22 protein-coding genes are annotated in these 19,037 nt (G+C 53.3%); all 22 read left to right on the forward strand.

Translation table 11 applies throughout. The features are described from left to right. The 22 genes from pgsA (at position 1) to fabF (ending at position 19,010) form a co-directional block, all read left to right on the forward strand. Complete coding sequence (gene pgsA, locus IPI29_06720; GenBank protein ID MBK7412229.1) at positions 1–585, forward strand: CDP-diacylglycerol--glycerol-3-phosphate 3-phosphatidyltransferase; 585 nt, start codon at positions 1–3, stop codon at positions 583–585. Next, entirely contained in the window at positions 578–1,123 is a 546-nt protein-coding gene (locus tag IPI29_06725; protein ID MBK7412230.1) for a phosphatidylglycerophosphatase A, read from the forward strand. Before pgsA ends, IPI29_06725 begins: the two co-directional genes overlap by 8 nt. Positions 1,124–1,264: 141 nt before the next feature. Next, positions 1,265–1,618, forward strand: a complete 354-nt coding sequence (locus tag IPI29_06730; GenBank protein MBK7412231.1) for an HU family DNA-binding protein — start codon at positions 1,265–1,267, stop codon at positions 1,616–1,618. Between the two features lie 61 nt (positions 1,619–1,679). Beyond that, positions 1,680–2,588, forward strand: a complete 909-nt coding sequence (locus IPI29_06735) for an aspartate carbamoyltransferase catalytic subunit (protein MBK7412232.1) — start codon at positions 1,680–1,682, stop codon at positions 2,586–2,588. Positions 2,589–2,612: 24 nt separating this feature from the next. Beyond that, positions 2,613–5,876 carry a carbamoyl-phosphate synthase large subunit gene (gene carB, locus IPI29_06740; protein ID MBK7412233.1) on the forward strand — a complete coding sequence of 1,088 codons (3,264 nt, stop codon included), beginning with the start codon at positions 2,613–2,615 and terminating at the stop codon, positions 5,874–5,876. Next, entirely contained in the window at positions 5,857–6,753 is an 897-nt protein-coding gene (gene prmC / locus IPI29_06745; GenBank protein MBK7412234.1) for a peptide chain release factor N(5)-glutamine methyltransferase, read from the forward strand. Before carB ends, prmC begins: the two co-directional genes overlap by 20 nt. An 89-nt stretch (positions 6,754–6,842) precedes the next feature. After that, positions 6,843–7,202: an STAS domain-containing protein gene (locus IPI29_06750; GenBank protein ID MBK7412235.1), complete on the forward strand. Its 360-nt coding sequence runs from the start codon at positions 6,843–6,845 to the stop codon at positions 7,200–7,202. Positions 7,203–7,231: 29 nt separating this feature from the next. After that, a complete protein-coding gene (locus IPI29_06755) occupies positions 7,232–8,026 on the forward strand; it encodes a MotA/TolQ/ExbB proton channel family protein (protein MBK7412236.1) in 795 nt (264 codons plus the stop codon). A 24-nt stretch (positions 8,027–8,050) separates the two neighbouring features. Then, positions 8,051–8,575: a biopolymer transporter ExbD gene (locus tag IPI29_06760; protein MBK7412237.1), complete on the forward strand. Its 525-nt coding sequence runs from the start codon at positions 8,051–8,053 to the stop codon at positions 8,573–8,575. Between the two features lie 78 nt (positions 8,576–8,653). Continuing rightward, positions 8,654–9,202: a biopolymer transporter ExbD gene (locus IPI29_06765; GenBank protein ID MBK7412238.1), complete on the forward strand. Its 549-nt coding sequence runs from the start codon at positions 8,654–8,656 to the stop codon at positions 9,200–9,202. After that, positions 9,199–9,978, forward strand: a complete 780-nt coding sequence (locus IPI29_06770) for an energy transducer TonB (GenBank protein MBK7412239.1) — start codon at positions 9,199–9,201, stop codon at positions 9,976–9,978. The genes IPI29_06765 and IPI29_06770 overlap by 4 nt, the downstream gene beginning before the upstream one ends. A gap of 18 nt (positions 9,979–9,996) precedes the next feature. Next, entirely contained in the window at positions 9,997–10,188 is a 192-nt protein-coding gene (locus tag IPI29_06775) for a hypothetical protein (GenBank protein ID MBK7412240.1), read from the forward strand. Beyond that, positions 10,178–11,122: a substrate-binding domain-containing protein gene (locus IPI29_06780; GenBank protein MBK7412241.1), complete on the forward strand. Its 945-nt coding sequence runs from the start codon at positions 10,178–10,180 to the stop codon at positions 11,120–11,122. The genes IPI29_06775 and IPI29_06780 overlap by 11 nt, the downstream gene beginning before the upstream one ends. Positions 11,123–11,142: 20 nt before the next feature. Next, positions 11,143–12,849, forward strand: a complete 1,707-nt coding sequence (locus IPI29_06785; protein ID MBK7412242.1) for a tetratricopeptide repeat protein — start codon at positions 11,143–11,145, stop codon at positions 12,847–12,849. A 79-nt stretch (positions 12,850–12,928) separates the two neighbouring features. Continuing rightward, complete coding sequence (locus IPI29_06790; protein MBK7412243.1) at positions 12,929–13,459, forward strand: DUF177 domain-containing protein; 531 nt, start codon at positions 12,929–12,931, stop codon at positions 13,457–13,459. A gap of 16 nt (positions 13,460–13,475) precedes the next feature. Next, positions 13,476–13,652 (forward strand): 50S ribosomal protein L32, encoded by a 177-nt coding sequence (gene rpmF, locus IPI29_06795; protein MBK7412244.1) that lies wholly within the window; start codon positions 13,476–13,478, stop codon positions 13,650–13,652. Positions 13,653–13,756: 104 nt separating this feature from the next. Beyond that, positions 13,757–14,755: a phosphate acyltransferase PlsX gene (gene plsX, locus IPI29_06800; protein ID MBK7412245.1), complete on the forward strand. Its 999-nt coding sequence runs from the start codon at positions 13,757–13,759 to the stop codon at positions 14,753–14,755. Next, positions 14,752–15,741 (forward strand): ketoacyl-ACP synthase III, encoded by a 990-nt coding sequence (locus IPI29_06805; protein MBK7412246.1) that lies wholly within the window; start codon positions 14,752–14,754, stop codon positions 15,739–15,741. The genes plsX and IPI29_06805 overlap by 4 nt, the downstream gene beginning before the upstream one ends. 11 nt (positions 15,742–15,752) lie before the next feature. After that, positions 15,753–16,685 carry an ACP S-malonyltransferase gene (gene fabD / locus IPI29_06810; protein ID MBK7412247.1) on the forward strand — a complete coding sequence of 311 codons (933 nt, stop codon included), beginning with the start codon at positions 15,753–15,755 and terminating at the stop codon, positions 16,683–16,685. 2 nt (positions 16,686–16,687) lie between these two features. Next, positions 16,688–17,440 (forward strand): 3-oxoacyl-[acyl-carrier-protein] reductase, encoded by a 753-nt coding sequence (gene fabG, locus IPI29_06815; protein ID MBK7412248.1) that lies wholly within the window; start codon positions 16,688–16,690, stop codon positions 17,438–17,440. Between the two features lie 47 nt (positions 17,441–17,487). Continuing rightward, complete coding sequence (locus IPI29_06820) at positions 17,488–17,724, forward strand: acyl carrier protein (protein MBK7412249.1); 237 nt, start codon at positions 17,488–17,490, stop codon at positions 17,722–17,724. A gap of 29 nt (positions 17,725–17,753) precedes the next feature. Next, positions 17,754–19,010, forward strand: coding sequence for a beta-ketoacyl-ACP synthase II (gene fabF, locus IPI29_06825; protein MBK7412250.1), 1,257 nt, complete (start codon positions 17,754–17,756; stop codon positions 19,008–19,010). The last annotated feature ends 27 nt before the right edge of the window (positions 19,011–19,037 follow it).

Below are 19,037 nucleotides of genomic sequence, written 5' to 3' on the forward strand. Positions count from 1 at the left end.
ATGAAGTTCACACTCGCGAACATCATTACGCTCTCGAGGTTGTTCATTGCCCCGATCTTCCTGGTCTGCATCCTGTCCGACTCTCCATCGGCTGTGACGGCTGCCATTGTGCTCTTCATCGTTGGAGCGGCCACTGATTGGCTAGATGGATACCTGGCAAGACGGTATGGCGAGGTGACGGATCATGGCATCTTTCTCGATCCACTCGCAGATAAGGTATTGACCACCTCCGCATTCGTTGCGCTGTTTCTTATCGACGTGATGCCGCTCTGGATGGTGATCGTTATCGTGGTGCGCGATTTTGGAACCACGGCGATGAGAAGTATCGCTGATGATCGGGGTACGATCATGCAAACGTCCTATGCTGCCAAGGTCAAGACCTTTTTGCAGATGGGATTCATCATCTATGCACTCATCCTGTATTGGCTTGTGGTTGCCGGACCCGGTGATGGAGCACGTGTTACAGCACACCAGACGCTCTACTCAACGGTCACCTACTACATCGAGTTTGGGATCACGCTGTTGACCATCTATACTGCCATTATGTACATTTTCACTAACCGACACCTTTTCTCCCGTGGCTGAACGCATACCAAGACCGAAGCTCTCCGGAGCAGCTGATTACATCGCAACAGTAGGGGGCATTGGGTTGCTCCCCATCATGCCCGGATCGTGGTGCAGTATCGTTGTCGCACTGCCGGCATTGTTCGTTGCCATGACCGTAGAGACCACGCAGATCGCCTACGGGATAGGACTTGTGGTCTTCACCATCCTCGGACTTTGGAGCGTACCACGCATCCAAGGCAAGTGGGGGCACGATCCGAACGTGGTGGTCGTGGATGAAGCGATGGGAATGTGCATCACGTTCATGTTCCCGGCAGCCAGTATGGGCTGGGTGATGTGGGCCTGCTCCGTGTTCCTGTTCCGACTCTTTGACGTGATGAAACCATGGCCGATCAGCGTGATAAATGATCGCACCGAAGCATGGGCAGTGCTCGGAGATGACGTACTGGCAGGGCTTTTCGCCGGATTCAGTACACAATTGATCGCTACAGCATTGATGGCATTGGGTATCGTGGATACCCGACTATTCCTTGGTCAATGGCCCCTCCAACTCCTATGAAATGGGAGGATTCCGGACGTGTGATCTCTCAAACCCCTATGAAATAGGTCGTTGTGGATAATTCGTCCTTGAAAACCCCTACAGATAGCCGATATCTTCGCTACGCAATTGGTTTTACCAAACACATTTTGTGGGGTTCTCATGAACAAAGCAGAGCTGATCGAGGCTATTGCTAACAACGCTGGTCTCAGCAAGTCGCAAGCTGATACTGCACTCAATGCATGTATCAACGCTATCAAGGGCGAGCTCGGCAAGGGCGGCAGTGTTGCTCTTATCGGTTTCGGTTCGTTCAGCGTTGGCAAGCGCGCTGCACGTACTGGTCGCAATCCATTCACAGGTGCAACGCTCAAGATCGCTGCACGTAAGGTTGCGAAGTTCTCTGCAGGCTCCGATCTCAAGGCCGTTGTGAACGGTGAGAAGAAGGCCGGCGGAGCAAAGAAGGCAGCACCGAAGAAGGCAGCTCCGAAGAAGGCAGCAGCAAAGAAGAAGAAGTAACTGGCAACAGTTTCAGGGCCCGCCAATTGGCGGGCTTTTTTTTGCGCTATTTTTGCAACCGATGGCGTTACAACACCTACTGTCGACACGTGACCTTTCCGTCAAAGACATCAACGCTCTTCTTGACGACGCCTCCTCCGTTCTCACACCTGATGGACTGCATTCGATGCAGTCGCACGAACTGAGGGGGAAACGCCTCGTTCTCGCATTCTTCGAAGCATCAACAAGAACACGACTCTCCTTTGAGACGGCGGCCGATAGACTCGGTGCCTCATCGATCTTCTTCCAAGGCAGCGGCAGCAGCGTTGAAAAGGGAGAGACGATGCGTGAGACGATCTTCACGATCCAGTCGATGGGTTTTGATGCCATCATCCTCCGTCATGCCTCAAACGGAATTCACAGCGAGATCGCTTCGTATTCAACGATGTCGGTGATCAACGCCGGCGAGGGCAGCGCCCAACATCCCACACAAGCACTTCTTGATGCCTCTACACTCCGAGAGTATGCAGGAGACATCGCCGGAAAACGTGTGGCGGTGGTTGGAGACCTGCGACACTCTCGGGTAGCACGGTCTACCACGGACGTACTTGCGCGACTCGGGGCAGACGTTGCGTACTGCGCTCCCGATGCACTTGCGCCGCAGGATGAAATGTTCTCGTCGATGCAGCGCTTCTCGTCCATGGATGAACTTCTTCCGTGGGCTGATGTTGTCTACCTCCTTCGCATTCAACGTGAACGACTCTCTGATGACGTTGTTCTTAATGCTGACGACTATCGCCGATCCTATGCCTTCACCATGGATCAGGCGCGCGCCTATCCACATGTGGCCGTGATGCACCCCGGTCCGGTCAATGTTGGTGTTGAGATCGATGAACCTGTCCTTGATCTACCCCAGTGCCTCATTCACCGCCAAGTGACGCACGGCGTTGCTGTGCGGATGGCTGTCCTTCGCAAACTCCTCTTAACCTGATAGCACGGAAAGACCTCACCTCTCATGCCTAAACGTACTGACCTCAAAACGATCCTTGTCATCGGCTCCGGCCCCATCGTCATTGGCCAAGCCTGTGAATTCGATTACTCCGGTACGCAGGCCTGCAAGGTCCTGCGAGAAGAAGGATATCGTGTTGTGCTCATCAATTCGAATCCTGCAACGATCATGACGGATCCGGACGTGGCCGATGCTACCTACGTTGAACCGATCACACCGCAGTTCATCGAAGAGGTCATCAAGAACGAACGTCCGGATGCCATCCTCCCAACAATGGGTGGTCAGGTAGCCCTTAACGCTGCAGTTCAATTGCACGAGGCCGGCATCCTTGCCAAATACAACATTGAACTCATCGGCTCCAAGATCGAATCGATCCACAAGGCAGAAGACCGCGAACTCTTCCTCAATGCGATGAAGAAGATTGGTATGGAAATGCCGAGAGGGGGCTTTGTGCACGAGTTCGAGGAAGGCATGAAGATGGTGGACGAGGTGGGCTTCCCAGCCATCATCCGTCCGTCCTTCACCCTCGGCGGTACCGGCGGCGGCATCGCCTATAACCTCGAAGAGTATCGCGAGATGCTTCGCAACGGACTCGTTGCAAGCCCTATTCAGCGCGTACTTGTTGAAGAGAGCATCATTGGATGGAAAGAGTATGAACTCGAAGTGATGCGAGACACCAAGGACAACGTGGTGATCATCTGTTCGATCGAAAATGTCGATCCGATGGGTGTCCATACGGGTGACTCGATCACGGTAGCCCCGGCGCAAACGCTTACCGACCGAGAATACCAACGCATGCGGGATGCTTCGTTGAAGATCATTCGTGAGATCGGTGTGGAGACCGGAGGATCGAATATTCAGTTCGCCGTAAATCCGCAAGACGGACGCATGGTGGTCATTGAGATGAATCCGCGCGTATCGCGCAGCTCGGCTCTTGCATCAAAGGCAACGGGATTCCCGATCGCAAAGATGGCGGCTAAACTAGCCGTAGGGTATACACTTGACGAGATCCTCAACGACATCACAAAGAAGACACCGGCGTGTTTCGAGCCGTCCATCGACTATGTAGTGGTGAAGATCCCGCGTTGGGACTTTGAGAAGTTCCATGAGGCCGATAATACACTTGGCATTCAGATGAAGTCGGTGGGTGAAGCCATGGCCTTTGGTCGCAACTTCAAAGAGGCACTTCAAAAGGCACTTCGTTCACTTGAACAGAAGCGATTCGGATTCGGATTCGATTCTCCGCACTATGCAGATCTCACACCGCTGGGCGAGGCCGAACTGGTACCATTGCGGTCGCGTCTGCGCAAACGTTCATCAACATCGATCTTCGACCTCTGTGATGCCCTGCGCGCGGGGATGAGTACGGAAGAGATCCACAGCCTCACGAAGTACGACCCATGGTTCCTTGAGCAGTGCAAGCAGATCGTCGATGAGGCCTTGGAACTTGTACGTGAAGTGAAGAACGGACTTGCACTTCAAGCGATCACCGTGCCGCACATGAAGAAGCTGAAGCGCTACGGGTTCAGTGATTATCAGATCGCAACCATACTCGGAGTATCGGAATCGGCCGTCCGCGCCCAACGACTTCACATCGGCGTGCGTCCGGTCTACAAGACCGTTGACACCTGTGCAGCAGAGTTCGAATCGGAGACGCCGTATCACTACTCGTGTTACGATACTGAGAACGAAGCCAAACCGTCGAAGAACAAGAAGGTCATCATTCTCGGAAGCGGACCCAACCGTATCGGCCAGGGTATCGAGTTCGACTATTGCTGTGTGCAGGGAGTGTTCGCTCTCAAGGCGATGGGGTACGAAGCGATCATGATCAATTGTAATCCGGAGACCGTGTCAACGGATTATGATACAACGAGCCGACTCTACTTTGAACCATTGACCTTCGAAGACGTGATGAACGTCATCGAACTGGAAGATCCCGATGGAGTGGTGATCACCTTCGGTGGACAAACGCCGCTCAAACTCGCGCAGAAGCTTCATGAAGCCGGCGTGAAACTCATCGGTACATCGCCGGAAGGCATTGACCTTGCAGAGGATCGTCAGCGCTTTGGTGATCTTCTTGCCCGACTCAGCATCCCATGTCCGCCGTGGGGGACAAGCGTCACCGAAGACGACGCAGTGGTCATCGCCGATCGCGTTGGCTATCCGGTCCTTGTTCGCCCGTCCTATGTGTTAGGGGGCAGGGCAATGCAGATCTGTTATCGCGAAGATTCTCTGCGCGAGTACATGCGCACAGCCATTGCGCAGGATCCAACACGTCCGGTCCTTATCGACCATTTCCTTGAGAATGCCCTTGAGTTCGACGTTGATGCTGTGAGCGACGGAGACATGGCGGTGATCGGTGGCATCATGCAGCACATCGAAGAAGCCGGTGTACACTCTGGCGATTCATCATGTGTTCTTCCGCCGTATAACATTGCGCCTGAGATCGTGGACACCATGCGCGACTACGCCAAGCGCATGGCGCGTGAGCTGAACGTGATCGGTCTGCTCAATATTCAGTTCGCTGTCCAGAACGATATCGTCTACGTACTCGAGGTCAACCCGCGCGCTTCGCGCACCGTGCCCTTTGTGTCAAAGGCCACCGGAGTGCAGCTTGCGCAGATCGCAACACGTGTGATGGTCGGCACGAAGCTTGCTGACATCGAGATGAAGGAATTCAGCACAACGATGACTCGCACGGCCATCAAGGAGTCGGTCTTCCCATTCGCCAAGTTCCCGCATGCCAGTGTCTTCCTCGGACCCGAGATGCGTTCAACTGGCGAAGTGATGGGCATGGACAGCACGTTCGGAAGAGCCATCGTGAAGTCGCACATCTCTTCCGGGAATTCATTGCCCCTTACCGGAAATGTTTTCATCTCCCTTAGTGCCCACGACAAAACACCACGTGCCATCGAAACAGCGCAGGGATATCGTGATCTTGGATTTGCGATCCTAGCAACCAGTGGCACGGCTGCCTTCCTTCGTGAGCATGGTGTTGAGACTACCTCCGTTCTCAAGCACTACGAAGGTCGACCAAGTATCATCGATCAGATCGCCAATGGTGACGTTCAGATCGTGATCAACACTCCGATCGGTGAGAGCGCTCGATACGATGAGGCCGTAATGGGTCGGACAGCGATGAAGTATAAGGTTCCGTTCTTCACAACCCTCGCTGCGGCCGAAGCGTCCTTGCATGGGATAAAGGCTCTGAGGCAGGAAACGTTCACGGCGGTATCGCTGCAGGACCACTATGCGTCGGCAAACGCCTGACGTAGAGCGCATATGGACCGTGCTCGACCTCGTGAATTGGGGGACGGAGTACTTTGAGCGCAAGGGCGTGGATTCTCCGCGTTTGACCATTGAGCTCATGTTGTGTGATGTTCTCGACGTGCGCAGACTTCAGCTCTACACCGATCATGAACGCCCCCTAACAAAGGAGGAGCTCTCGGTGTTGCGGGCCTACGTCCGACGAAGGGCAGAACGTGAGCCGCTGCAGTACATCCTCGGAAAGGCCGACTTCTATGGTCTATCCTTTACCGTTGACCCCAATGTGCTTATTCCACGTCCCGAGACCGAGATCATCGTTGATCGTGCGATCCGTCTCCTCCGCGAGGTAGGGGGCTTGTCACCGCGTTGTTTGGATGTGGGAACCGGAAGCGGATGTATACCCGTCAGTATTGCCGTTCATGACCCTACATCGGTCTGGGTGGGTATTGATGTGCATAACGGCGCACTGGAGGTTGCCCGACGTAATGCCGAGGCACATGCAGTGGGATCTCGAGTGACGTTCACAACGATGGATTTCCTTGCGGACCTACCGAGCGGTACATTCGACCTCATAACCATGAATCCGCCCTACATTCCGTTGGTTGAGATTCACGAGCTTGAGCCAGAGGTACGGGATCATGAGCCCCTTACCGCACTTACCGATGATCTCGACGGATTTACGTTCTACCGTCGATTCGCAGCCGCAGCCCCGAAAATTCTATCACCAACAGGCACGGCATTCCTCGAGATAGGGTATGGTCAGAGTACAGAGATTCTTGCCCTGATGACTGCCGGGGGGCTGCTTTGCACCATCATTGAGGACCTCGCCGGGATCCCTCGTGTGGCAAAGATCTCATGGGGCAGTGTTACAAAGTCGTAACTCAGAGTGTCTTACACCCTGAACGAAGCAGGCTTTTTTCGTAGATTCGACGTCTTCACGACGCGGCATTCAGACGGACGGTTGGAATTATGACGGAAAACGAACAGATCACAGAACGACTGGTTGACGAGACCCTGATCGTAGCACTTTCAGGTCAATTCACCGGGGGTGAGGAGTCGGAAGCTTTTCAGACAGTGCTTCAACGCGCCTTGGTGAACGGCAGCAAGACGGTGGTGGTGGACTTGGAACGTGTGGCCTATATCAACTCGTCGTTTATCGGCGGTTTGCTTGCGGCTCATACGTCCATCAGCAGGAAAGGGGGAGCGATCGTGTTATGTAATGTGCCTGAGGCATTACAGCAGATCCTCCATGTGACGAGACTGGACAATGTTTTCGACTCGTATTCGAGTGTAGACGAAGCACTCGATGCGCACAACAACGATCAATAACACTATTCTGTTTCCTTGAAGGGTGACGTATGAAGAACATGACGAACACGATCATTCTGGTAGCCTGCGTAATTGCGGCCTACGCTGTGTTCTACCTCGTACTCGGTGCTGAAGGCAACTTCACAGACCCGAAGACACAAGTGGTGGACATGCACCTCCCGCAGAACGCAATGGGCATGATCTTTACCGGTGGTCCGCTCGTGGGTCTGCTTATCGCCTGTATTCTCATAGCTCTCACCTTTACGGTTGAGCGTTTCCTTTCCATCGGCAAGGCCGGCGGCAAGGGGAACATGCACACCTTCACGCAGGAGATCGTTGGGAACGTTGCTAAGGGCAACTACAGCGCAGCTCTTGCGGCATGTGACAACCAACGCGGTTCGCTCGCCAATGTTCTTCGTGCTGCCGTTGAGCGCTTCAAGACCGTTGAGAACGATCCAACACTGAACGCCGATCAGAAGCTCCAAGAAACACAGCGTGTTATCGACGAGAACATGAACCTCGAGACACCGCTTCTTGAGAAGAATCTTGCAATGCTTTCAACCATTGCTTCGGTTTCTACGATGATCGGTCTGCTCGGAACAACCGTTGGTATGATCCGTGCCTTCCAAGCCCTTGGTGCTGCCGGTACCGTTTCGGCTCAGCAGCTCTCCATCGGTATCTCCGAAGCTCTCTACAACACGGCGGGTGGTCTTATCGCCGCTGTTCTGTCCATCATCTTCTTCAACTTCTTCACAACGAAGGTTGACGATTTCACGTATCAAATGGATGAAGCCATCCTTGATCTGATGGAAACGCTTTCCATCCGCACCGGCACGAAGGCCTGATCTAATCACCGGTAGGGAATAATCATGTCGAAGATCAAGAAGAAGCGCGTTGGCTTTGTGTTGGACATGACGCCGTTGGTGGACATCACGTTCCTCCTTCTGACGTTCTTCATGTTCACAGCAAAGTTCAAGAGCGAATCAGAAAATCAGAATAAGGTCGAGATCAAACGACCACAGACGCAGTCCGATACAGCCAAGCTTGCCGACAAGGATCTTGTGATGATCAAGATCGGTGTTGATTCGGTTGTGAAGGACACAGCGTTCTACGTGTCGATGATCAACGAGCAGGATATCATCGCTCTCCGTGCTGCTATGCGCGAAGCGAAGTTCCCGGATGTTGACGAGAAGACCACGGTGTATAAGATCAAGGACACCGTCTGGCTAGGCACTGTTGTTGAGAAGTGCCGTATCGTGAACCCGAGAGCATCCTTTGCTGTAGATGCAGATCGCCGCCTCCGGTATCGGTGGGTGGAGATGGCTATGAACGAGATGCGCAAAAAACGCGCTACCACGTTCAACTTCGTCACGGAGAAGAAGACGGGATTGTGATCTACGCCTAACGGGTAGTAACACTTTCCCACGTTCCATCCTCTCTATTCTAGAACGAACCGAACTACAGGTGTCCTCATGGCAGGTGGTGGTGAATTAGGCGGCGGACAAAAACAACGACGCGGCAAACAGGGCAAGCGGAAGGCAAAGAAACGTCTCGGGTTTCGTCTCGATATGACGCCACTCGTGGATATCACGTTCTTGCTTCTCACGTTCTTCATGCTCACAACGTCGATGATCACGCCGCAAACGATGGAAATGAACGTTCCACCGGAATTGGACGTCCCAATCGAGGTGAAACAATCCGAGCTTCTTACCATCCGCGTCCGCGAGGATGGCAAGATGTTCTATAACATGGGTATGGATGCCCCGGAGAAGATCACGATCAAGGGGCTTAAAAAGGTTGTTGTGGACCAAAACGTGACGCTGAAGAACCGCTGTATCGTGGTTCTAAAAGGTTCAGGCGAAGCCCCCTACGGTCAAGTTGTTCAGATCCTCGACGAGCTGAATGCCGCCGAGCCGGACATCATCGAAGGTCTTAAACGCATCGGTATCAACGAACGCAAGCGCAAGTTCACGGTTTCACCGTATGAGGCGAAGGACGCCGAGGAGCTGAAGGGACTATGAGCACCACAGCAACACTCCAACAGCCGCTAGAGGCACTCCGTTACGGTGCTACCGAACTTAAGCGCGTTATTGAAGCGAACACGAAGCGTGCATTCTTGGTGACGCTTGCGCTTTTACTCTTGATCACTCTCTATGTGTTTGCAGCGCCACTGATCGAAAACTGGCTTTTCCCACCACCGAACGTGGTGAAGGTGAAACTGGCCCGTGTATCCTTAGATAATCTGCCGCCTCCACAATCGCAGAACGAAGACGTACCGCCTCCACCTCCGCCAACAGCCGCTCCTGCCGGTCCGGCTGCACGTGCAGGTACTCCGGTTGCTGTACCTGATGCAGAACTGGCTCCGGATGCAAAGGACTTTGCCAATACCGATGAGATCAACCGTGCTTCAGCCGTTGGCGGAAGCGGGGAGGATAATGGCGGATTTGCAGACAACATCGGCGAAGGTGTTCAGATCGCTGCTCGCGAACCGGAACCCGACATTGAGGACTTTGTCTCGGTGGAAAAGGAACCGTCGTACGACGAAGGCAGCTTGGCGCGACGTGTGAAGTATCCGGAAATGGCACGACGAAACGGCATCGAAGGAATCGTTCTTGTAGGTGCCCTCATTGGCAAGGATGGCCGTATCGAGAATATCAAGGTTATTGAGTCTGACAACGAGATCCTAGACGAAGCCGCTGTGAAAGCTGTTCGCGAGACATCGTTCACTCCAGCGCAGCAAAACGGTCAAGCCGTTCGTGTGTGGGCTCGCGTGCCTATCCGATTCACTCTGCGGTAATCCACCGCTTTCGAAACAATGCATGTCATCAATATCGCCGTCAGGGTTCTTGTTCTCCTTCTGGGAGGCTTGATCCTTGCCGGCGTTCCTCCTTTCGGGGTATTGGACTCGCCACTCCAAGAAGTCTTTGGGTCAATCGTCGTATTGTTTGGTCTGTTTCGCCTCGTGTCATACTTCAGTCAGCGAAAGAACCAAGACGATGAAGAGTAACATCCATACATCAGTAGTTCTGTCAGCGATACTTGCCATTGGTCTGGTATCATGTTCAGACACGGCTCAAAAAGAAGCATCTCAGACGGAAACTGCGCTGGCGGGGACGATATCCGTTTCCGTTGATCCGGAGATCATCGGGATTCTTGGATCAGCAAAGGGTTTGTATGACAAGGCTCATCCAAACGCCTCCGTGACTCTTGTGGGTGCTAATGTTCATTCAACGATGGACAGAATGCTCAATCATCAGGAGCGCATTGCGATCATCGCACGCGACTATACTCCGTCGGAAGACAGTGCCATTGCGAATGATCCCGGTGATACACTCCCAAGAACTCTACTCGGCAGGGACGCCTTGGTGTTCTTTGTTGCAAAGGACTTTCCATACGACACGATGAACTCCGATCATATCCGGCAGTGGCTTGGAGGAGAGAGCGGAGTAAAGGTGTCTTACCCGAAACTTGCGTCAGATCCCACATTCATCATCTCCGGTGATGCATCAGGGTCCATCTACGGCAACATTGTGAACGTTGTTCTCGGAAAGAAGAAGTTGCCGTCTCGCCAACGAATCGCATCCGTGCCCGATCATGACAGTGTTGTTCGTGCCGTTCAATCTGTGCGTGGTTCCATCGGCGTCGGGTATATGTCGCAGGTTCTTCGTGATACGTCGGTTAAGCCCCTTCGATTGAGTTATACAAATGCCGACGGATCACATGAATGGCCTAAGCCCGTGCATCTGTCCTACCTCATCATGGGGAAATATCCATTCCCGGTTCCGATCTGGGTATACCTGCGTGATCTTCCGAATCAATACAATCTTCCATCCGGCTTCATGCAGTACATGACGCGGAATGGTGATGCTCTCAAAACTCTCTTTGCGGCCGGTATCGAACCAGCGTACGCAAAGTTCTCCCTTACAATGCCAGAAGAATGATCACCCACATCAACACCACCATGCGTACGCTTCTCATTGCGATCCTCGTACTCGGCTATGCCGCAGTTGCCAGTGCTAATGACTTCAATACAGCCAAAAAGGCTGCAGAAGAGGGCAATTGGGTACAGGCCGCCGATCATATTCGGAAGGCGATCGACAAGAACCCACAGGATATGCCAACAGTGGCACTTGCTGCAAAGATCTATTTGGAACTCGACATCCATGACACGGCGCTGACCTATGCTCGCCGTGTGTATGAAGACGATGATGATGAGAAGGAAAATGTGCTTCTATATTCACAGGCACTCACCGAGACATCGCAAGCACCCGCCGCAAGTCCGATCCTACGAAAGTACCTTCGGAAGAAGGATGATGTGGACGTTACGCTTGCTCTTGTGAATGCCCTTGTTGCCGCAGATTCCATGAAGGCTGCAGAACTTGTGGCCACTACGGCCCGAGACAAACATTCAAAGAGTCCGGCTGCATACTTGGCACTTGGGAACATCTACTTCAACTCCAAGCCAATTCCTGTCTTTGAACTTGCGGTCCAGAATTACGACAAGGCACTTGAACTAGATCCGAATCAGGTAACCGCACACTTCAACCTTGCCATCTGTTTCTGGCGCATGGGCAATCGGGAAACAGACAATGATCTGGCCAACGAGTATTTCTCTCGTTCACTTCGCGAATGGGATCAGGTAACAAAACTTGATCCTAAGAATGCTCGTGCTTGGTATGAAGAGGGGAAGATCCTCTATTTGGCAGGCAAGTATTCTGCGGCTACAACAGCACTCAAGACCTATCGTGAGTTACGTCCACTCGGAACGGGTGAGATCATGGCCTCGTGGTACCTCGGCGAGTCTCTCTTCAAACAGAATATGTGCGATTCAGCGAAGCAACATCTTGAAGATGCCGCATCCAGGATCGATTCTCTCAAGCCAAAGGTGTCTTTGATGATGGCCAAATGCAACTTCATGGCCAAGCAGTGGAAGGCATCTGTAGAATATTACAAGGCTGCACTTCCGATCAAGGCGAGATGGGATAATGTTGACTACTGGTACTTTGGTGTGGCTGCAGTTGTAGCAGGCGATACGGCAATGGCGATCAATGTGATGGCCGAAGCAGCTGACAGGGACCCAAAGCAATGTACCTTCATGTTCCGTTATGCTGTGCTGATGCAGGGCCGGTACATGTATGCCCGTTCGAACGAGATCTTCCGTAAGCGTCTGGCAAATTGCTCCGACTCGCTTGATGCGAAGATCCATGTCTTCATCGGCAATAACTTCTATGCCGATAGCCTCGTGGATAGCGCAGTTGCCTCCTACGAGCGCTCCTTGGGTGTGAACCCGAAGTACATGTATGCCACGCTCCGACTCGGTGAGACTCTCCTGGCCAAGGGTGATGTTGTAAGGGGGCCGGAGCTCCTCAATACCGTGATCGAGAATGGAAAGACCAGCACAAGTGCGGATGATAAACGGTACGCCGTTGGAGCTATCATTCGACTCAATGGTCAGGATATCGGCGACAAGAAGTGGCAGGCCATCGTGGATCGCAGTAAGATCGGTACCGAACTCGATCCCAAGAGTGTTGGCTCCTGGATCTACCTCGGGTTTGGCTATCAGGGTCTGCAGGACGTGGAAAATGCCAAAAAGGCCTACCGCGAGGTCCTTAAGCTTGATCCGAACAACGAAACCGCGAAAAAGAACCTCAAGGCGCTTGGTGCTTGACGATGTGGACAAGGTTTGTAAAAATCGTCTAAGTGCCGTATTTTCGTAGTCTTGTCAACATTGGACCCGCCTGAATACCATGATCACCATCAATATCGTGGGCCTTCGGGATGGGAACCATCCCTTCTCAATCGAGACGGATGTATCGCAGATCCCGGGGCTTGCCTCGGAATTCGTCGGTACGATCCACACAGAAGGTGTCCTCCGGAAGGCGAGCAGCAGGTATACACTTGATGCAGACGTGTCCGGAACCGCTCGTTTGGTCTGTGACAGGTCGCTCGAAGAGTTTGAAGAGCCGATCGCAGCTGTGATCGATCTCGACTTCGTAGTTGATCATGATCTGGCCGCAACGCAGCGTGGACGAATCAGTGAACTTGATGATGAAGAGGCACGGGGGATACGAGAAGAAGACAAGGTGATCGATCTAACAGAAGATGTACGTCAGGTACTTACTGTAGCGATCCCTTTTCGACGTGTAGCTCCCGCGTATCGAGACAAAGAACTTGAAGAGATCCATCCCGCGATCAAGGAACGTGAGGCCGACGGAACGGCTCACACCGAAGTAGTGGACGAACGATGGGCAGCACTCGCAAAATTGAAACGACCGTAAATCTGAGGTACCTCTCATGCCGAATCCAAAGCGACGTCATTCCAAGTCCCGCGGTGCCAAGCGCCGTACGCACTACAAGGCCACTGCGCCTTCTGTAATGACATGCCCTAACTGCAGCGCAGCCAAGCAGCCACACATCGTTTGCCCTTCATGTGGGTACTACAACGGTCGCAAGATCCTCTCTGTCGACTAACGATCACGAGAACACGAACCCCCTGAGGATCGTCCGTGCCTGACGCTGTTTCCTCAGCCCCTCTCCCAACGCAAGCCCGCCCCGTAAGGGTCGTGTTGGATGCGATGGGCGGAGACCATGCACCCGGAAATGAAGTGCAAGGGGCTATCCTTGCGTTAAAAGACCTTGGTCCGAACGTTGAACTCATTCTCGTTGGACGAGAAGGCGACCTTGCGCCGTTGCTCAGTAAACATCAAGGGTCTGCGTCGATCAGGATCGTGCATGCCCCTGACGTTGTGGGCATGGGAGACGAGCCTTCGTCGATCATCAAGACCCGTCGAGAGTCTTCCCTTTATGTTGGCCTTGAACTCATGCGATCGGGTCAGGCAGACGCATTCGTCTCCGCCGGAAACACGGGCGGCGTGATGGCCACGGCCACGATGCTCTGCGGTCGTATTCCCGGTGTGAGCCGTCCAACCATCGGATCATTCTTCCCGACCAAGACCGGTCGCCCTACGTTGCTGCTCGATGTTGGAGCCAATGTAGACAGTAAACCCAAGTTCCTCTCTGATTACGCCGTGATGGGCAGCGTCTATACCGAACTCATGATCGGCATTGAACGTCCAACCGTTGGACTGCTCAATGTTGGAGAAGAAGAAGGAAAGGGAACCGAGGTAGCTCGCGAAGCCTACGGCCTACTCCAGACCAACGGAGTGAATTTCGCCGGAAATGTTGAAGGCAGAGACATCCTTGCCGGGACCGTCGATATCGTTGTCTGCGATGGATTTGAGGGTAACATCGTCCTCAAATTTGCTGAAAGCATCCTCGGCTTCCTCAAGGACAGATTCCGTGCGTATGCAGACCGCGGGATCGTGCAGAAACTCCTGATCGGTGCCTTCAGACCTGTCCTTAAGAGCGCTTTACGCGACATGGACTACCAAGAATATGGTGGTGTGCCCCTTCTCGGAATCAATGGTGTAGCGATCATTGGTCACGGCAGCAGCTCGCCCCTTGCTCTCTCAAACATGATCAAACGAGCCGTTGAAATGGTCCGCAAGGACGTGAACGGTACGATACAAAAAGCACTCGCTAATGCGGCGAGTTCATCCAAGGAACCTGTATGAATGCGGTGATCACTGCCGTGGCACATAACGTGCCTGCGGACGTCTATGACAACGTGTGGTTTGAAAGCAAGATCGATACCACGGATGAATGGATCACGACAAGAACAGGTATTCGTGAGCGACACTTTGCCTTTGAGGGCGGGCTCACGGACATTCTTCTGCCGGCAGCTCAGCGAGTGCTTGAGCAACGCGGCCTCACACCATTGGATATCGATCTCATCATCGTAGCAACCATTACGGGTGATCGAGTCTTTCCGTCGAGTGCCGCCATCCTGCAACGCAAACTCGGTGCAACAAATGCCTGGGGCTTCGACCTAGCCGGCGCTTGCAGTGGTTTTCTCTATGCTCTGGTTACAGGAGCAAAGATGGTTGAGTCGGGCGCAGTGAAACGTTGTCTGGTCCTTGGCGGTGATAAGATGAGCTCCATCCTCAACTTCGAAGACCGTACAACGTGTGTGCTCTTCGGTGACGGTGGCGGTGCAGTTCTGCTTGAAGACGGAACAGACGATACCTATGGCGTTATCGATCATGTTCTTCGCATGGACGGTAAGGGAGAGGACTTCCTTCACCAACCAGCTGGAGGGTCTCTCAAGCCCCCTACAGTTGAAAGCGTTCAGAACCGCGAACACTATGTCTATCAAGAAGGTCAGACCGTGTTCAAGAGTGCGGTGAAGGGGATGGCTGATGTCTCCTATGAGATCATGCAGCGCAACAACCTCACAGCCGATGATATCGCTTGGCTCGTTCCGCATCAAGCCAATCTTCGGATCATCGATGCAACCGCCAAACGAATGGGGCTTCCGCACGACAAGGTGATGATCAATATCGACCGGTTCGGAAATACCACGGCCGGTACCATCCCGATCTGTTTGTCAGAATTGCACATGACAAAGAAGGTGAAGAAGGGCGACTATCTCGTTCTCTCGTCCTTTGGCGCCGGCTATACCTGGGGTAGCGTGCTCATTCGTTGGTCCATCGATACCTAAGGAAACTGAACATGAAGACAGCACTTCTCTTTTCGGGTCAAGGCTCACAGTACGTTGGGATGGCAAAGGATCTTGCCGAAACATACCCTCTTGCTAAGGGGCTGGTGGATCGTGCAAATGAGATCCTTGCGTATGATCTGAGTGCCATCATGTTCGATGGTCCGGAAGAGACCCTTCGTCAAACGCGCTATACACAGCCCGCTCTGTTCCTTCATGAGGCTTTGCTTCTGAATGTTACCCAGGCGCGGGCATCCATGAGTGCCGTTGCCGGTCATTCACTCGGCGAATATTCAGCGCTCTATGCAGCTGGAGTTGTTTCGTTCGAAGATGCACTGCAACTGGTTCAGCTCCGCGCAACATTGATGTACGAAGCGGGTGACCGCATTCCCGGAACGATGGCTGCTGTTGTTGGACTCGAGGACGATGTTGTACGAGCCCTTTGCGCAGAACTCAATACCGGCAATGGCAACGTGATCGTCCCTGCGAACTTTAACTCTCCAGGGCAGATCGTTGTTAGCGGATCTGCAGAACACGTACGCGCCTCTATGCCGATCTTCAAGGAGCGGGGTGCCAAGTTGGTGAAGGAACTTCAAGTCAGTGGTGCGTTCCATTCACCTCTTCTAGCAGAGGCAGAATCCGGCCTAGCTGAGAAGATCCGTTCAACCCAGTTCAACGACGCAAACGTACCGGTCTATGTTAACGTTTCGGGTAGTGCCGTTACTGCCGCGGATGAACTGAAAGATGCCGCCATTCGTCAACTCACGTCGCCAGTGCTTTGGACCCTAACGATGCAGACGATGTGGAAGGATGGGATCACTTCGTATCGAGAGATCGGTCCGGGCAAGGTCCTGCAAGGATTGGTCAAACGAACACTGCCGGAAGCAACGATCGACGGAATTGATACAGCAGCAGATGTCCAACGCGTGAATGAACAGGGAGTATGAACATGAAGACCTTTGACCACTCAGGCAAGGTGATCGCTGTCACCGGAGGATCCCGCGGGATCGGTGAGGCGATCGTTCGCAGGCTCTGCGCCGAAGGTGCTCATGTATTCGCCACCTATAACTCTGCGCCGGAACGGGCAGAAGCTGTTGCCTCCGAGATCCGTGCGGCAGGGGGTACGGTGACCTTCCTCCAGGTGAACGTCAGCGACGAAGACTCCGTCAAGGGATTCATCGAAGCCGTTGTCACACAAGGGGGTCGAATCGATGCCCTTGTCAACAACGCCGGGATCACAAAGGACGGACTCATCATGCGCATGAGCGGCAAGGACTGGCAAGATGTGATCGATACGAACCTCACAGGCGTGTTTTATGCGTGTAAGGCAGCTGCCCGACCGATGATGTCCCAGCGGACGGGGCGGATCGTGAATATCGGCAGTATCGTTGGCTTGCAGGGAAATGCCGGACAGGTCAATTACAGCAGCGCCAAGGCTGGGTTAGTAGGCCTCACAAGAAGCCTCGCCCGTGAACTCGCTAGTCGTAACGTTTTCGTAAATTGCGTAGCTCCGGGTTTTGTAGAAACTGACATGACGGAAAAGCTTACGGATGAGCAGAAGGCATCGTTCTTCGGCAATATTCCAATGAAGCGCGCCGCCGGTCCGGATGAGATAGCAAGTGTTGTCTCATTCTTCATCGCTCCTGAGTCTTCGTATATCACCGGACAGGTTCTCAACGTGGACGGTGGTCTGGCGATGTGATCTTTCATTTGGCAAATTTTCAACCTCATTTTTATCAAGGGTTCCGTATGTCAGCAGTGGCACAAAAAGTGACGGAGATCATCGTCTCCAAGCTCGGTGTTGAAGAATCACAAGTAACGCCGGCAGCATCGTTCACAAGCGATCTTGGCGCTGATTCTCTCGATACCGTTGAGCTCATCATGGAATTCGAACGTGCCTTCAACCTCACGATCGATGACGCCGACGCAGAGAAGATCCAGACCGTTGGCGACGCTGTGTCGTACATCGAGTCGAAGGCCTCTTAATTAAACATCGATCATCCTCGTAGGTTCGTATGTCGAGATCAATACCTCGCGTCGTCATCACCGGCGTTGGTGCCGTTACGCCCATTGGCAATACGGCAACTGAATTCTGGGCCGGCATGATGGAGGGTCGCAGTGGTGCGGCTCCTATCACGCGTTTTGATGCGTCGGAGTTCGACACACGTTTTGCCGCCGAGGTCAAGAATTACGACCCACTATTGGTGATATCGCGCAAAGAGGTTCAGAGAATGGACCTCTTCGCGCAGTTCGCCATGTCGGCTGCTGTAATGGCCGTTGAGAATTCCGGCATCGATTTTGAAAAAACGGATCGCAACCGCATCGGCGTGGTCTTTGGATCAGGCATCGGCGGGATGTGGACGTACCATCATCAGCAACAGAACCTGTACGAGCGTGGCGGTAAGCCGGATCGTATCAGCCCCTTCTTTGTACCAATGCTGATCTCGGACATTGCAGCCGGACACATCGCCATTCGATATGGTCTTAAGGGACCGAACTACGGCACGGTGTCTGCTTGTGCAACCTCGTCACACAGTATCGGCGATGCCCTCATGCTCATGCAGCGTGGTATGGCTGATGTGATGTTGGCAGGGGGCTCAGAGGCAGTGATCTGTCCGATGGGTATCGGCGGATTCAATGCGATGAAGGCACTGTCTACCCGTAATGATGATCCCGCAACAGCAAGCCGTCCGTTCGACAAAGACCGCGACGGATTTGTCATGGGTGAAGGAGGAGCGATCCTTGTCCTTGAAACTCTTGAACACGCCATGAACCGCGGTGCAACGATCCTTGCCGAACTCTCCGGTATCGGATTCACAGATGACGCCTATCACATCACGCAGCCGGCAGCCGGTGGTGAAGGTGCTGTGCGCTCGATGAAGCTTGCCATTGAAGACGCTGGTCTGGTTCCTGAGGATATCGACTACATCAATGCACACGGGACATCTACACCGTTCAACGATAAGTCAGAATCGGCAGCCATCGCAACGGTCTTTGGCGACCATGTCAAGACGATGTCGGTGAGCTCAACCAAGTCCATGACTGGTCACCTCCTCGGTGCAGCTGGTGCGGTTGAAGCCATCGCAACAACGTTGGCCATCGTCAATGGCATCGCCCCTCCTACGATCAATCAGATCACACCTGATCCGGACTGCACACTGGATTATGTGGCTAATGCTCCAAAGAAGCGTGAGATCCGCGCTGCTTTGAGCAACACGTTCGGCTTTGGTGGACACAATGCTACACTGTGCTTCAAAGCGTTCTCTGAGTAAGACTCTCACCACGTCCGGCCATCGGTT

The sequence above is a fragment of the Ignavibacteria bacterium genome (assembly GCA_016707005.1).
Taxonomy (GTDB): domain Bacteria; phylum Bacteroidota; class Ignavibacteria; order Kapaibacteriales; family Kapaibacteriaceae; genus UBA10438.

What these genes read in the sequence shown, in the direction of transcription:
- pgsA (MBK7412229.1), top strand. Translation starts at nt 1, where the DNA reads ATGAAGTTCACACTCGCGAACATCATTACGCTCTCGAGGTTGTTCATT.
- IPI29_06730 (MBK7412231.1), top strand. Translation starts at nt 1,265, where the DNA reads ATGAACAAAGCAGAGCTGATCGAGGCTATTGCTAACAACGCTGGTCTC.
- IPI29_06735 (MBK7412232.1), top strand. Translation starts at nt 1,680, where the DNA reads ATGGCGTTACAACACCTACTGTCGACACGTGACCTTTCCGTCAAAGAC.
- carB (MBK7412233.1), top strand. Translation starts at nt 2,613, where the DNA reads ATGCCTAAACGTACTGACCTCAAAACGATCCTTGTCATCGGCTCCGGC.
- prmC (MBK7412234.1), top strand. Translation starts at nt 5,857, where the DNA reads ATGCGTCGGCAAACGCCTGACGTAGAGCGCATATGGACCGTGCTCGAC.
- IPI29_06750 (MBK7412235.1), top strand. Translation starts at nt 6,843, where the DNA reads ATGACGGAAAACGAACAGATCACAGAACGACTGGTTGACGAGACCCTG.
- IPI29_06755 (MBK7412236.1), top strand. Translation starts at nt 7,232, where the DNA reads ATGAAGAACATGACGAACACGATCATTCTGGTAGCCTGCGTAATTGCG.
- IPI29_06760 (MBK7412237.1), top strand. Translation starts at nt 8,051, where the DNA reads ATGTCGAAGATCAAGAAGAAGCGCGTTGGCTTTGTGTTGGACATGACG.
- IPI29_06765 (MBK7412238.1), top strand. Translation starts at nt 8,654, where the DNA reads ATGGCAGGTGGTGGTGAATTAGGCGGCGGACAAAAACAACGACGCGGC.
- IPI29_06770 (MBK7412239.1), top strand. Translation starts at nt 9,199, where the DNA reads ATGAGCACCACAGCAACACTCCAACAGCCGCTAGAGGCACTCCGTTAC.
- IPI29_06775 (MBK7412240.1), top strand. Translation starts at nt 9,997, where the DNA reads ATGCATGTCATCAATATCGCCGTCAGGGTTCTTGTTCTCCTTCTGGGA.
- IPI29_06780 (MBK7412241.1), top strand. Translation starts at nt 10,178, where the DNA reads ATGAAGAGTAACATCCATACATCAGTAGTTCTGTCAGCGATACTTGCC.
- IPI29_06785 (MBK7412242.1), top strand. Translation starts at nt 11,143, where the DNA reads ATGCGTACGCTTCTCATTGCGATCCTCGTACTCGGCTATGCCGCAGTT.
- IPI29_06790 (MBK7412243.1), top strand. Translation starts at nt 12,929, where the DNA reads ATGATCACCATCAATATCGTGGGCCTTCGGGATGGGAACCATCCCTTC.
- rpmF (MBK7412244.1), top strand. Translation starts at nt 13,476, where the DNA reads ATGCCGAATCCAAAGCGACGTCATTCCAAGTCCCGCGGTGCCAAGCGC.
- plsX (MBK7412245.1), top strand. Translation starts at nt 13,757, where the DNA reads ATGGGCGGAGACCATGCACCCGGAAATGAAGTGCAAGGGGCTATCCTT.
- IPI29_06805 (MBK7412246.1), top strand. Translation starts at nt 14,752, where the DNA reads ATGAATGCGGTGATCACTGCCGTGGCACATAACGTGCCTGCGGACGTC.
- fabD (MBK7412247.1), top strand. Translation starts at nt 15,753, where the DNA reads ATGAAGACAGCACTTCTCTTTTCGGGTCAAGGCTCACAGTACGTTGGG.
- fabG (MBK7412248.1), top strand. Translation starts at nt 16,688, where the DNA reads ATGAAGACCTTTGACCACTCAGGCAAGGTGATCGCTGTCACCGGAGGA.
- IPI29_06820 (MBK7412249.1), top strand. Translation starts at nt 17,488, where the DNA reads ATGTCAGCAGTGGCACAAAAAGTGACGGAGATCATCGTCTCCAAGCTC.
- fabF (MBK7412250.1), top strand. Translation starts at nt 17,754, where the DNA reads ATGTCGAGATCAATACCTCGCGTCGTCATCACCGGCGTTGGTGCCGTT.